This window comes from Mucilaginibacter pineti (assembly GCF_900101875.1).
Lineage (GTDB): Bacteria > Bacteroidota > Bacteroidia > Sphingobacteriales > Sphingobacteriaceae > Mucilaginibacter > Mucilaginibacter pineti.
In genome coordinates, this window is sequence record NZ_FNAI01000022.1 from 47209 (window position 1) to 60612 (window position 13404).

Here is a 13404-nt window from a genome sequence, read left to right on the forward strand (position 1 = left end):
ATAATAGCAATCAATAAAACACACGTTATTGCGCGAAGCAATCCCTGATTAGTAGAGCCACTTTTAAAGTTCGCTCTGTAAGTTTGGGATTGCTTCATAGCTTGCAATGATGCCTAAGCATCTCAATGAAAAGAATATTTTTTTTGCTCGCTGTATTATGTTGTTACGGATGTAACAGTCCAGTCGATAAAAGCAAAGGATTGCATGATACATCAGGAAATTCTGAAAGCAAGAATACTGTTACTGTAAAGGATTCTTTATCGCCAGTAAACAATAAATTAATTGGAATTTGGACAGACGGCCGTACGGAGAATGCAACTTTCGATATCAGAAAGGATTCAATCTATTATGTTGAGCAAATGAAAAGCTATAGGTATTCGACCCGCGGAGACTCTATAAAAATATATTATGAAGATTACACTTTTAATGCTAATGTATATTTTATAAAGGATACGCTGGCTATAAGTTCCGAAGAGGGGGGGCAAATTCTGGAAGTTTTTAAATTAAATGTAGAGACACATATTTGTGTCTCTTTCCGTTCGTAGTCATATCGTGGGAAGCAATATTCGTCTATACAAAATCAAACATATTTCCAAAAAATTCCTTACCTTGTATACCCCGTTATTAAATAATCGAGGTATATACTTTTTTATAAACAATTAAAAGAACTCTCTCCTTTGGAGAGGGCAAGGTGAGGCAATGATCAACCACGAAATAAAAATAGCTTTTGAAGAATACCATTCTATAAAAGAACTCGATAAAACCGATTATGAACTTTGCCTGGAAGCGACGGAGGCAATGAAAAATTCGCACTCGCCATATTCAAAATTTAGGGTGGGGGCGGCGCTGCGTTTGCAAAGCGGCAAAATAATTTATGGCAGTAACCAGGAGAATGTGGCCTACCCTTCGGGCCTGTGTGCCGAGCGGGTGGCACTGTTTTACTGGGGAGCCAATCACCCGGATGATCCTGTTGAGGCTATGGCCATTACCGCGCAAACCAACGAATTTGAATTAACAAAGCCGGTAACCTCCTGCGGTTCATGCCTCCAGGTACTGGCCGAAGTGGAAAAGAAACAGAACAACCCCATAAAAGTTATCCTCTACGCCGAGCAGGGTCCCGTTTGGGTAATCAGGGGGATTGAAAATCAATTGCCATTTTTGTTTTTTGAAGAACGCCTAACTACATAAACCTATGAAACTGAAACTGATTTTATTGTTAATTGGCTGCGCTTTTAGCGCCAATGTGTTTGCCCAGCAAGGCTTTCCCTTTGATAACGAGATAAGGGCATTTAAACACCAGGACAGCCTCAGCTTCCCTAAGCCAAACGGCATCCTTTTTATCGGCAGTTCATCCATCCGTTTATGGGGAGATCTGGAACAACGTTTTGCCGATAAGCCTATCATTAAGCGCGGTGTTGGCGGCAGCGAGCTTTGGCAATTGGTTGATTATTATACGCCCTATATCCTGTTCCCTTATCATGCACGTAAGATTTTTATTTATGCCGGCGAAAATGATATTGCCAATGGCAAAACAGCCCAGTTTGTCGCCGATGAGTTTGCCAAATTATGGGTGATGATCAACAAGCAAGCACCTAAAACAGAAATCTATTTTATGTCGATTAAGCCAAGCCCTTCAAGGGTAAAATTTGAGGCCGTGGTTTTGCAGGCCAATGAGCTGATAAAAAACTATCTTAAAGATAAACCCAAAAGCCATTACGTTGATCTGGTACCCGCTATTTATAAGCCAGGCACCACACGGTCCGATTCCAGCCTGTTCAAAGGCGATTACCTGCACCTTAATTCAAAAGGGTATGATAAATGGCAGGCAGTGCTGCAACCACTGGTAAAATAAAACACAAAAAAAGTCCCCGCCAAAAGACGGGGACTACACTTACTTACATTTAAACACTAAACTAAAACTTACTTGAAAACGCTGTAAACGTTTGTTATTTTCCAGCCTTTGCCGGTATTGGCAATGGTTACATAGTTGCTGCGTACAAAGCCATCAAACTGCATATCAACTTTTACAACAGCAAGGTCAGAGTTGCTTTCAACTATTGTGGTGCTTGTTGTACATTGTTGCTCTACATTTTTGTTAACTTTTACTGATTCCATTATCTCGCCTTTTGTAAAGCTTAACACTTTTTTGCCGCGTAACATGGTGAATTTTGCTTCCTGATCAATTACGTCATTAAAGCCTTGTATTTTACCGCGGGTAATGGCATCAACATAAGTGTTGATAGCGTAGTTTTTTGTTAAATATTCGCCTTCGTTGGTTACGTTTGCTTTTGCAACTCCACACACTATAATTAAGGCTAAGCCAAGGATGATTGATTTTAAGGTTTTCATATTGTTGTTGTTAAGGTTATTATTATATTTATACTCATAAGACAGCGGTAGTATCCATTACGTTACAAACAATTACAATAATTTGTACGATTTAACAATCATTTAACATGTGGCCCTTTTTTTTAATTACTTAGCAACATAAACCCGCTAAAGCCCATCTATGGTTGACTATAATACCATTATTTTGCAATTCGCTGAACAAGGCGAAAAAACCGGCTGGACCTACGTTGAAATTCCGGCCGATGTAGCACAGCAAATGAAGCCCGGCAATAAAAGATCATTCCGGGTAAAAGGAAAACTTGATGAGTTGCCTATAGCTGGCATGGCCCTTATGCCGATGGGCGAGGGTAATTTTATTATGTCGCTTAAAAAGGAGATCTGCAAGGCCCTGCGTAAAGGCCGGGGAGCCATGCTCAAACTACAGCTTGAGCCCGACGACGATTTTAAATTTGCCGTACCGCTCGAACTACTGGAATGTTTTGAATACGAACCCGAAGCCGAAGAGTATTTTAACAGCCTTACCGAAAGCCACCGCGGCTATTTTACCAAATGGATAGACAGTGCCAAAACCCAGCCTACCCGCGATAACCGCATTGCCCACACCGTGAACGCAATGGTAAAAAGAATGGACTACGCGCAAATGTTAAGGGCGCTGAAAAAGGCAAGGGAGTAGGCAGATAAAAAGAAATGTCATTGCGAGGTACGAAGCAATCTCACAGGCCAGGTAACGACTTTACAAAATTAACATTATGTTATTGCCATTCCTTACTTCTTCGCCCTTGGCTTTAACGAGTAATTTGAATTATCCGGAATGGGGATCTCTCTCATGGTTATCTTAACAAAGCCCGGCACGTTAAAACCAACACCCGATTGATTGTAGAGGAAGAAAGGTTCCATCTTAAAATGTTCGTAATGTTCCTGCAGTTGGGTTTTAAGGTGCTGTAAACGCTTTGTGTATTTTTTATCGTAAATGCCTGTGGTGCTTTTGGTCAGTAGCCTTTCGGTGTATTGAAGCAGGTTGTAGCAGGTGGTAAATTGTCCGCAGGCAATGAGGCAGGCTTCGCAATGTTCCTGTTCGGTGGTTTGTTTATCAAACCAAAGGGTTGTGCCCATATTAAATGCCACCTGTGCCACAATTTGCATTTCATGGCTTGGGTTAAGCTCAGGCGGTTCGGGGCTTTTGGCGCGGTTAATATCGTTTGAAAAAGAAAGGTCATAAACGTGGTTGCCCTTACCTCGGTTTTCCCAACGCGGCGACCCATAAAATTGATCATACAATAATTGCCGTATCCTTTTTAGAAATATACTGGTGTTTAGCATCAATACCGATTCGGCCCTGGCAGCCAGCATCTGTTTAATAACCGTTAAGGGAGTTTGTGTAAAATATTTCAGTAATAAGGATATGATCTTTTTGGTAAAATTCCGCTGCAGGTTAACCCCCGATGATGATTCCGAAGCCCCGAATAGCAAATGACCAATCAGCAGCATCCCACCCACATATATAATAGGCAGTGCAGCCAGTAGCGATCCTGTTATTACGGCAAAGGTGCAATGCTTGCAAATGCCGAACCATACCAGGCCGGCAAACAGTACGAGAAATGTACCCGCCAAACCAAATGTGCTGTTTATGGTAAGTGTGCCATCCTTCTTAACTTTGGGTATTTCATAAGGATGTATAAAGTGACTGCCCACATCATTAACCAGCATCAGGTCGAAAGGGGCAAAGTCGGTTTGTTTTTCCAGCCGTCTTTTATCGGCATCCATCAAACTTTGCAGTCCCTGGTTGTCGGTTATGCCGCCATCCATTAAACCAAACTGCGCTTCTTTTATAAATTTGGTTTCCTTCTTATCGTCGGTTTGCGGCTCCATGTGAACGGCTTTTTTTAGCTCTGCCTCGGTTAATCCACCGTTATAAGTGAAATCCTCCGGGAAAACAATCGGCTCAAAACCCGCCGGGAAACAAGATGAGGCTGCCAGTACATCGCCCAAGCGTATTTTTTCAGCTTCTGCTTTATCAAGGTAGATATCGGCGTTGCCGTATACAAATGATAGATCGGGTTTTTTATCGGGCGCCAGCTTAACGTGTTGCCTGAATGATTGGCCGGTATAAAACTCAGTAGCGTTAAAGCAAACCTCTTTCAAATGCGCCGTAGGTACATCAACCGGGTAAAGGGTCTGCAGCGTGGCACCTTCAAACAAATCGGCATTATAAGCCAGCGCGAAGGCATTAATAATGTTTCGGCTTTTGTGGCTTGTTTTGTCCCAGCATTTTTTGCCCGCCAGATTTTTCAGGGAATCTTTAAGCAGATTATCGCCGGTAAGTTGCGTAAGCAGTTTACTGTAAAACGTACCAAAGCTATTTCCCCGGGCGCTATACAAAGCATACAAGGTGGTGGCAATAGTACCACCCGAGGCCGACGACATATAGCTTACCTGCTGCAAAAGCACCTGGCCCGCAAGTTCATCTGTTTCATCGTCAAACGTTACCGTATTAAGAAACGAAAGCACGCCGAGCGAAAACGATGCCGCCCTAAAGCCACCGCCAGAAAAGGCCAGCGCAATGTTTTCAAACGGTTTTATCGAATCGGGTTTTAGTTCGATCTGGGCGGCGAGATTTTGAGGCGGGATCTTCTTCATATAAATTGAATGATGCAGACTGTATAAATTTAGGTAATTATAGCTGGGATAAAAAAGATTGTTTTATTGGCCCTTTGCTGCTTGCGTTAGTATCTTATTAAACTTTGCGAGTTCTTTAAGGGTATTTGGTCCGGGGTTTAAGGTTTTTATCTGGTCGGTAACATCCTGCCCCTGTTTTATTTGCTGTTGGTTCCAGGCTTTTGGATTGGTACGGTTTAAAAAGTACAGACCGTTGATGATCCCATCAGGCGATAGCGTGACAATATTATCCGGATTATACAGGTTTAAAACCATAGTTATAGCCGGGGGCGATGCTATATAATCGCTTTCGAGTTTACCAACGGCTTTTACCCGTTCATTATAATTTGAGGTATCTATCTTCGATACCAGAACAGCAATGTCATTGTTCGCTATTGCTTTTAAAGCCTTTAACCCGCTTTGGCCCACACCTTGCAGCAGCGTATCATTGGATGTTTGCAAAGCCGAAAATAGTTTTTTTGATTCCTGGTCGTTAAGAGCGAGGGTTATTAAGCCAACGGTAAAGTTTTTCTTTCTTACATCGGTATTATTTAAATCACTGTATAAACTATATACCCATTTGTAGCGCTCAACTCTTTCTTTTGATTCTTCCACCTTGGCAGACCGATCCTTAAAATCAGTTTCCAATTGATCCAGCCGTACTTTATTTGAGGTAGTATAAATAGTTAACACGATGGTTGTAATAGAGGTAATAATTCCTATCCAAACGGTTAATGTGTTACTAAAAAGAGGTTTTGCTGCCGGTTCAGGTACGTTTACTTGTTCTTTCGCCATGCTGTTAAGGATTAAGGTATTTCGGTTTGTATAAAAATAACGTGTTTGGTACATATTGACATGCGTAAAAATACCTGACTTGTAGGGTGTTAACACGTAGTTTAACGCATGCAATTAACCTGGCATCGATACTCCGCGCCTGCCCCTAAATATTCTTCCTCCAAAACTTGTATTTATATAAGTACTTATATAAATTGCGTTATGAATTTTTATCAGCGTTTGGGTTACCTGGTTTTGGGCAGTCGGTTACGGCGGATCAGTGAATCTTTTTTATCGGAAATTAACCGTGCTTACCAGCAGGAAGGTATTGAATTTGAGGCCAGCTGGTTTCCTGTTTTTTATTTATTGTCGCAGCATGATACCTTATCTATTAAAGAGTTAAGTGAGCAGATAGAGGTGAGCCATCCGGCCGCAAGTCAGCTTATTACCAACCTCAAACAAAAGGGGTTGTTAGTTACCACCACCAGTACTACAGATGGCCGAAAACAACAAGTTACTTTTAGCGACAAAGGCCGCGAGCTGTTAACCCAAATAAAACCTGTTTGGGACGCGGTTGAACTATCCATGAACGCCATGATGGATAGCGAGCTGGGCTGCAAGGAACTTTTGCCAGCCATTACCGCGCTGGAAAGCGCCCTGCAATCATACCCGCTGGCAAACCGTATTAGCCGTAATATTCATAACCAATCAAAATCATAAAGCCATGAGTATATTTAATTATGGCACAGACCATCTTACCATAGGCATTTGCCTTGATATTGCTGCGGGTAAAACCAAGGGCATTATCAACGCCAATGCAGAAAAAGCCATCCGTACTTCATGGCGCGAGGTAGAAAAAATTGTACACGCGCAGCACCCGGTTTATGGCATTAATACAGGTTTTGGTCCGCTTTGCGATACCCGCATTTCTGAAGCCGATACCAGTCTGCTGCAAAGTAATATTTTAAAAAGCCATAGCGTAGGCGTGGGCAAACCCATCCCGCAGGAAATAGCCAAGCTGATGCTCATTACCAAAGTGCAGGCGCTGGCGCAGGGTTATTCTGGCGTGGCGCTGGAAACATTGGAGCGCATCATCTGGCATATCGATAATGATATTATACCCCTCGTACCCGAAAAAGGTTCAGTAGGTGCCTCCGGCGATCTGGCGCCGCTTTCGCATTTATTTTTACCCCTGATAGGCTTAGGCGAAGTTTATGAGAACGACCAGCCGATACCTGCCGGGGCTTTGTTGAAAAAACATAACCTGCAACCTTTAATTTTAGGCCCAAAAGAAGGCCTCGCGCTGATTAACGGAACACAGTTCATTTTGTCGTTTGCCGTAAAAGCGGTACAGCGATTGGATGATGCACTTAACCGGGCCGATTTGATAGGCGCGATGTCTTTAGAAGGATTGATGGGTTCGGCGCGGCCGTTTGATGCGCGTTTACATGCCATTCGTCCGTTTAAGGGTACAAAACACGTAGCCCAGCGGTTATCTACCTTGTTGGATGGCTCGGAGATAAACACATCGCACATCAATTGCGATAGGGTGCAGGACCCGTATTCGTTGCGTTGTATGCCGCAGGTACATGGTGCATCTCGCAATGCCTGGCTGCATTTAAAAGAACTTACCGAGATAGAACTAAACTCGGTTACCGATAACCCCGTTATTTTTAATGCCGATGATACCATTAGCGGTGGCAATTTTCACGGCCAGCCATTGGCCCTGCCGCTGGATTACGCCACGGTTGCCGCCGCGGAACTGGGTAACATAGCCGATCGCCGCTGTTACCTCATGAGCGAAGGTCGCTACGGTTTGCCCAAATTACTTACGCACAACGCGGGACTAAACTCCGGCCTGATGATTCCGCAGTATACCACGGCTGCATTGGTTACCGAGAATAAAACACTTTGTTTCCCGGCCAGTGCTGATAGTGTGCCAACATCGCTTGGGCAGGAAGACCATGTATCTATGGGTTCTATCAGCGGGCGCAAGCTGCACCAGGTGATGGATAATATAGAATACATCCAGGCTATTGAACTGCTGTACGCTGCACAGGCCATGGATTTTCGCAGGCCGTTAAAGTCAACCCCGGTTATTGAAGCGCTGCACAGCCTGGTTCGCAAGCATGTGCCCTTTATAAATGACGATCGTGTTTTCGCGGATGATATCAATAATTTACATCAACTAATTACCAATGGCGTATTGTTGGCTACTGCCGATGAAGCTGCCGTTGAAAACCATATAAACCTCAGTCATGACGAGTTCGGAATTTATTAATATCTACGCCAACCACCCGGTATACAAGGCCCCGCGCGGCATGAAACTGCACGCCAAAAGCTGGCAAACCGAAGCGCCATTGCGTATGCTGCTCAACAACCTGGATGGGCAGGTTGCCGAAAATCCGGATGAACTGGTAGTATACGGCGGTATTGGCCAGGCCGCCCGCAATCCCGAAGCATTACGCAAGATCATCGAACTGCTTTTAGAACTGGACGAAGATCATTCGCTATTGGTGCAATCGGGTAAACCGGTTGGTATCATCCGTAGCCATCCGCAGGCGCCGCGTGTTTTAATTGCCAATAGTAACCTGGTACCTGCCTGGGCAAACTGGGAGCATTTTAACGAACTACGTGCCAAAGGCCTCATGATGTACGGACAGATGACTGCCGGCAGCTGGATTTACATAGGTACGCAGGGTATTTTGCAGGGCACTTACGAAACTTTTGTGGAGTGTGGCAATCAGCATTTTAACGGCGATCTGGCGGGTAAGCTTATCGTGAGCGCCGGTATAGGCGGCATGGGTGGTGCACAGCCCTTGGCCGCGACTATGGCAGGTGGCGTGTTTTTAGGTGCCGATGTAGATGAAACCCGCATTCAAAAACGGGTGGATACGCAATATATCGACAGGATAACACATTCTTATGACGAGGCGATTGCCTGGGTTAAGGAAGCTATCGCCAAAAAAGAAACGCTTTCGGTTGGCCTGGTGAGCGATGCCGGCGATATGCTGGAGCACCTGCTGAAAGACAATATTATTCCCGATATTTTAACCGATCAAACATCGGCGCATGACCCGCTTAATGGCTATATCCCAAATGGACTGTCGTTGAACGAAGCGGCTGCCCTGCGCATAGCTGATGCGGTTGAATATAAAAAACTATCCCTGAAAAGTATGGCCCGCCACGTTAGCCTCATGTTGCAATTGCAGGATAAAGGTGCCATAACCTTTGATTACGGTAACAACCTGCGCGAGTTTGCCAGGCAGGGAGGCGAGCCGGACGCCTTTGATTTCCCCGGATTTACACCGGCCTATATCCGTCCGCTATTTTGCGAGGGGAAGGGCCCGTTCAGGTGGGTAGCCTTATCCGGCGATCCGGAAGATATTTTTACTACAGACAGGGCACTGATGGAACTGTTCCCTGAAGATAAGCCACTGATAAAATGGTTAAAGAACGCGCAGGAAAAGATCTCGTTCCAGGGGTTACCCGCCCGTATTTGCTGGCTGGGCATGGGCGACAGGGAAAAGGCCGGTTTGCTTTTTAACGAATTGGTACGTACAGGAAAGGTAAAAGGCCCTATAGTTATAGGTCGCGATCATTTGGATTGCGGCTCGGTGGCCTCACCCAACCGCGAAACCGAATCCATGAAAGATGGATCGGATGCGGTATCGGACTGGCCATTGTTAAATCTGATGGCCAATGCATCGGGCGGCGCTACCTGGATCTCGTTCCACCACGGCGGTGGGGTAGGCATGGGCTACTCGCAGCACGCCGGCATGGTTGTACTGGCCGACGGCACCGACCGCGCCGCAACCTGCCTTGCCCGCGTTTTACACAACGACCCGGCAATGGGCATCTTTCGCCATGCCGATGCCGGTTACGACAAGGCGCAGGAATGGGCAGATAAGTTTGGGTTGAAGGTGTGGTAGGAGGAAGCTGAGGGCTTAAAGCAAAAAGCTCAAAGCATCGTAATAATGGTAAGAGACTTACGAAGTTTTTAAAACTTCATAAGTCTTAAAAGAACTATGTCATTGCGAGGAACGAAGCAATCTCACGGGACAGGCAGCACGCTTAGTGAGGTGGAATAGCACGAGGAGATTGCCACGCTATCGCTCGCAATGACAAATTTCTATAAAGGGGTAAAGTAAATGAAAAAACTAATCGGTCCGTTTACGCAAATATTGCCATTAACAGGGCTGCCGCTTAAAGGTGCTTTGAATGATGAGCAATTGCACATTATTCCGCAAGGGGGCGTGTTGGTTAATGATGGATTGATAGCGGACGTTAGAAGTTTTGAAGAATTAAGAAAAGCCAATCCATCCGCACAAATTGAGGAAATTATTGGCGAACATGTGCTGCTTCCCGGCTTTGTAGATTGCCATACGCACATTTGTTTTGCCGGCAGTCGGGCAAAGGATTATGCCATGCGCAATAGCGGAAAGACCTACCTCGAAATTGCACAATCGGGCGGCGGCATCTGGGATTCTGTAACCCAAACCCGCGCTGCTGATGAGGCTACGCTCACTAATCTTTTATTGCAACGCGTACAACGGCACTTGGCCGAGGGTATAACCACTATCGAAATAAAAAGTGGTTACGGGTTAAGTATGGATGCCGAGTTAAAACAATTAAAAGCAATACAAAACGCGGCGGAGAAAACCCGTGCCGGTTTAATACCAACCTGTTTGGCCGCGCACATGGTTCCGCGAGATTTTGATGGCCCGGCGCAGGAATATCTAAATCATATTTTGAATAACCTGTTGCCCGTTATCAAACAAAAACGACTGGCCAACAGGGTAGATATTTTTATTGAACAAAGTGCTTTCAACAGCAGCGACGCGCTTTACTATCTTTCCAAAGCCAAACAGATGGGTTTTGAGGTAACCGTTCATGCAGATCAGTTCACTACAGGTGGCAGCGAAGTAGCGATTAAAGCAAGGGCTGCATCGGCAGATCACCTGGAGGCGAGCGGTGATTACGAAATAAATCTGCTTGCAAAATCAGATACAGTAGCCGTTACTTTGCCCGGCGCGTCACTGGGTTTGGGGATGCAGTACGCGCCAGCCCGCAAGTTACTTAATGCAGGTGCCTGCCTCGCCATTGCCAGCGATTGGAACCCAGGATCGGCACCAATGGGCGATCTGCTGCTGCAAGCCGCTGTAATGGCCGCCGCCGAAAAACTCAGCGCCGCCGAGGTTTACGCGGGCCTCACTTTCCGCGCAGCGCAAGCTTTAAAACTTAACGACCGCGGTACGCTCGCCAAAGGCAAACTTGCCGATATGCAGGCCTATCCCTGTGCCGATCACCGGGAGATCCTTTATCAGCAGGGAAAACTAAAGCCTATAAGCGTTTGGACGGCCGATTCGTAAGATTTAAGCCACGTTGGCACTTTATCAATAAAAAATATCGCCAATAATTTGCATATGTATAAGTACTTATATAAATTGCATTATTATTGACTGATCTTATTGTAACGTGTTTGATAACCAGAGAAGTAAATATCTTTTCTGGTTATTGGCACGTTATTGTTATTTACAAAGGAACTTCAAATTATAAACGGTGCCCAAATACCGGCTACTACTACCAATGACAAAACTAATTGAATGCGTACCCAATTTTAGTGAAGGTATTAACCTCGACATTATTAAACAGATAACCAATGCGGTGGAAACCGTTGAGGGTGTAAAATTGCTTAATGTTGATCCCGGAAAGGCCACCAACCGCACCGTAGTTACTTTTGTTGGGGAGCCCGAAAAAGTTATTGAAGCAGCATTCTTAGCTATAAAAAAGGCTGGCGAGCTAATTGATATGAGCAAGCAAAAAGGCGAGCATCCGAGGATGGGCGCTACCGATGTTTGTCCGCTGATACCGATCAGTAATATCAGCATGGAAGAAACCGCGGAATATGCCCGTAAGCTGGCGCAGCGAGTTGGCGAAGAGTTGCGCATTCCGGTTTATTTATATGAACAAGCGCAGCCGAATAAGAGCAGGAGTAATCTATCTGTAATACGTGCCGGTGAATATGAAGGTTTTTTTAAGAAGATAAAATTACCCGAGTGGGCACCGGATTATGGTCCGGCAGAAAATGACGTTAAGCGCGGGGCTACTGTTATTGGCGCACGCGATTTTCTGGTTGCATATAACGTGAATTTAAATACCACATCAACCCGCAGGGCAAATGCCATTGCCTTTGATGTGAGGGAGGCCGGTCGTACCCTGCGTGAAGGTGACCCGGTAACAGGTAAAATTATAACCGACGAGCATGGCAAGCCAAAATCAATTCCTGGCTCATTAAAATCGGTAAAAGCTATTGGCTGGTATATTGAGGAATATGGCGTTGCGCAAATCTCCATGAACCTTACCAATATTGAGGTAACGCCGGTGCACAAAGCCTTTGACGAAGTTTGCAGTAAGGCAAATGATCGGGGCATCCGCGTTACGGGCAGTGAGTTGGTTGGGTTAATTCCCCTGAAGGCGATGCTGGATGCAGGCAGGTATTTTCTACAGAAGCAACAACGATCGGTAGGGGTGAGTGAAAAGGAGCTCATTAAAATCGCCATAAAATCAATGGGGTTGGATGAATTAGGGCCGTTTGATCCGCAGGAGCGTATTATAGAATATTTACTGAAAGATAAAGCAGGTAGTAAACTGGTGAGCATGCCCCTCAATGATTTTGCCGACGAAACCGCGAGCGAAAGCCCGGCGCCGGGTGGCGGTTCTATTGCGGCCTATGTGGGCGCGTTGGGTGCATCATTGGCAGGCATGGTCGCCAACCTTAGTTCGCACAAAAAAGGCTGGGACAACCGCTGGCTTGAATTTAGCAACTGGGCCGAAAAAGCGCAGGCGTACAAAAGCGAAATGATGGCGCTGGTTGATATGGATACTATTTCCTTTAACCGCATCATGGATGCTTTCGGTTTACCAAAGGCTACGGATGAGGAAAAGACGATAAGGGATAAAGCTATTCAGGATGCTACAAAGTATGCCATTGAAATTCCCTTTAAAGTAATGCAGACCGCATTGAATAGCATGGAAGTAATAAAGGTAATGGTGGAGCTTGGCAACCCAAATTCCGTTACCGATGCGGGAGTTGCCGCCCTTTGCGCCCGTACTGCTGTCCTTGGTGCTTTTATGAATGTAAAAGTTAATGCCTCAAGTTATAAAGACAAAGATTTTGTGGTAGATATTATTTACCAGGGAAATGAAATTGAACGCAAAGCAATAGCAATTGAGGCCGAGATCATTGAATTGGTAAATGCGAAGATTAGTTAGTTTAATTTTAACTGACGTGGTTTAATAGGAAGGGCGATGGGTTAACTCATCGCCCTTCCTGTTGAAATTTTACTGGCGCGGGCTTTCAGCCCGTGTCGCGGCATGGTTGCGGCTTTCAGCCGCCGTATAAGCTGGAAGCTTATATCATGCTTTCACATGGGTTACGCTACGCTAAACCCGCGCGAGTGTGGTTAGCCATGATCTATGAACCATTACTATTTACTAAAACCTGTACCTCACAAACGCCTCCATAGCTTCATATTCAGCAAGGCCAAGTCGGTCATATCTTTGCGCGGTATCACGGGTGCGGTCTTCGGCACGTACCCAAAACTCACGGGCATCATCACCGGG

12 protein-coding genes and 1 pseudogene are annotated in these 13404 nt (G+C 45.3%); 9 read left to right on the forward strand and 4 right to left on the reverse strand.

What is annotated here, in order from left to right; all coding sequences use genetic code 11:
- Positions 1-125 precede the first annotated feature (125 nt).
- From BLS59_RS29005 to BLS59_RS29015, 3 genes are all read left to right on the forward strand, one after another.
- Positions 126-545, forward strand: a complete 420-nt coding sequence (locus tag BLS59_RS29005; protein ID WP_091156792.1) for a hypothetical protein — start codon at positions 126-128, stop codon at positions 543-545.
- A 154-nt stretch (positions 546-699) separates the two neighbouring features.
- Positions 700-1188: a cytidine deaminase gene (locus BLS59_RS29010; protein WP_091156796.1), complete on the forward strand. Its 489-nt coding sequence runs from the start codon at positions 700-702 to the stop codon at positions 1186-1188.
- 4 nt (positions 1189-1192) lie between these two features.
- Positions 1193-1852 (forward strand): GDSL-type esterase/lipase family protein, encoded by a 660-nt coding sequence (locus BLS59_RS29015; protein ID WP_091156799.1) that lies wholly within the window; start codon positions 1193-1195, stop codon positions 1850-1852.
- A gap of 68 nt (positions 1853-1920) precedes the next feature.
- On the opposite strand, the gene BLS59_RS29020 is transcribed toward BLS59_RS29015, so the two are convergent.
- A complete protein-coding gene (locus tag BLS59_RS29020; RefSeq protein ID WP_091156803.1) occupies positions 1921-2349 on the reverse strand; it encodes a nuclear transport factor 2 family protein in 429 nt (142 codons plus the stop codon).
- 160 nt (positions 2350-2509) lie between these two features.
- On the opposite strand from BLS59_RS29020, the gene BLS59_RS29025 reads away from it, so the two are divergent.
- A complete protein-coding gene (locus tag BLS59_RS29025) occupies positions 2510-3022 on the forward strand; it encodes a YdeI/OmpD-associated family protein (RefSeq protein WP_091156807.1) in 513 nt (170 codons plus the stop codon).
- Between the two features lie 92 nt (positions 3023-3114).
- Here the strand turns inward: BLS59_RS29025 and BLS59_RS29030 are convergent, their stop codons facing one another.
- Together BLS59_RS29030 and BLS59_RS29035 are read right to left on the reverse strand one after the other, a co-directional pair.
- Positions 3115-4986 carry a patatin-like phospholipase family protein gene (locus BLS59_RS29030; protein WP_091156811.1) on the reverse strand — a complete coding sequence of 624 codons (1872 nt, stop codon included), beginning with the start codon at positions 4984-4986 and terminating at the stop codon, positions 3115-3117.
- Positions 4987-5049: 63 nt separating this feature from the next.
- Positions 5050-5799, reverse strand: coding sequence for a hypothetical protein (locus BLS59_RS29035; protein WP_143014272.1), 750 nt, complete (start codon positions 5797-5799; stop codon positions 5050-5052).
- Between the two features lie 201 nt (positions 5800-6000).
- On the opposite strand from BLS59_RS29035, the gene BLS59_RS29040 reads away from it, so the two are divergent.
- The 5 genes from BLS59_RS29040 (at position 6001) to ftcD (ending at position 13053) form a co-directional block, all read left to right on the forward strand.
- Positions 6001-6498, forward strand: coding sequence for a MarR family winged helix-turn-helix transcriptional regulator (locus tag BLS59_RS29040; protein WP_091156817.1), 498 nt, complete (start codon positions 6001-6003; stop codon positions 6496-6498).
- A gap of 4 nt (positions 6499-6502) precedes the next feature.
- Positions 6503-8059, forward strand: a complete 1557-nt coding sequence (gene hutH / locus BLS59_RS29045) for a histidine ammonia-lyase (protein ID WP_091156822.1) — start codon at positions 6503-6505, stop codon at positions 8057-8059.
- Positions 8037-9710 carry a urocanate hydratase gene (hutU, locus tag BLS59_RS29050; RefSeq protein WP_091156825.1) on the forward strand — a complete coding sequence of 558 codons (1674 nt, stop codon included), beginning with the start codon at positions 8037-8039 and terminating at the stop codon, positions 9708-9710. The genes hutH and hutU overlap by 23 nt, the downstream gene beginning before the upstream one ends.
- A gap of 219 nt (positions 9711-9929) precedes the next feature.
- Entirely contained in the window at positions 9930-11150 is a 1221-nt protein-coding gene (gene hutI / locus BLS59_RS29055; protein WP_091156829.1) for an imidazolonepropionase, read from the forward strand.
- 217 nt (positions 11151-11367) lie between these two features.
- Positions 11368-13053: a glutamate formimidoyltransferase gene (gene ftcD / locus BLS59_RS29060; protein ID WP_091156832.1), complete on the forward strand. Its 1686-nt coding sequence runs from the start codon at positions 11368-11370 to the stop codon at positions 13051-13053.
- A gap of 222 nt (positions 13054-13275) precedes the next feature.
- Here ftcD and BLS59_RS32350 read toward each other — a convergent pair.
- Positions 13276-13404: pseudogene (locus tag BLS59_RS32350) on the reverse strand (PIG-L family deacetylase); the annotation flags it as partial.

What these genes read in the sequence shown, in the direction of transcription:
- BLS59_RS29005 (WP_091156792.1), top strand. Translation starts at nt 126, where the DNA reads ATGAAAAGAATATTTTTTTTGCTCGCTGTATTATGTTGTTACGGATGT.
- BLS59_RS29010 (WP_091156796.1), top strand. Translation starts at nt 700, where the DNA reads ATGATCAACCACGAAATAAAAATAGCTTTTGAAGAATACCATTCTATA.
- BLS59_RS29015 (WP_091156799.1), top strand. Translation starts at nt 1,193, where the DNA reads ATGAAACTGAAACTGATTTTATTGTTAATTGGCTGCGCTTTTAGCGCC.
- BLS59_RS29020 (WP_091156803.1), bottom strand. Translation starts at nt 2,349, where the DNA reads ATGAAAACCTTAAAATCAATCATCCTTGGCTTAGCCTTAATTATAGTG.
- BLS59_RS29025 (WP_091156807.1), top strand. Translation starts at nt 2,510, where the DNA reads ATGGTTGACTATAATACCATTATTTTGCAATTCGCTGAACAAGGCGAA.
- BLS59_RS29030 (WP_091156811.1), bottom strand. Translation starts at nt 4,986, where the DNA reads ATGAAGAAGATCCCGCCTCAAAATCTCGCCGCCCAGATCGAACTAAAA.
- BLS59_RS29035 (WP_143014272.1), bottom strand. Translation starts at nt 5,799, where the DNA reads ATGGCGAAAGAACAAGTAAACGTACCTGAACCGGCAGCAAAACCTCTT.
- BLS59_RS29040 (WP_091156817.1), top strand. Translation starts at nt 6,001, where the DNA reads ATGAATTTTTATCAGCGTTTGGGTTACCTGGTTTTGGGCAGTCGGTTA.
- hutH (WP_091156822.1), top strand. Translation starts at nt 6,503, where the DNA reads ATGAGTATATTTAATTATGGCACAGACCATCTTACCATAGGCATTTGC.
- hutU (WP_091156825.1), top strand. Translation starts at nt 8,037, where the DNA reads ATGACGAGTTCGGAATTTATTAATATCTACGCCAACCACCCGGTATAC.
- hutI (WP_091156829.1), top strand. Translation starts at nt 9,930, where the DNA reads ATGAAAAAACTAATCGGTCCGTTTACGCAAATATTGCCATTAACAGGG.
- ftcD (WP_091156832.1), top strand. Translation starts at nt 11,368, where the DNA reads ATGACAAAACTAATTGAATGCGTACCCAATTTTAGTGAAGGTATTAAC.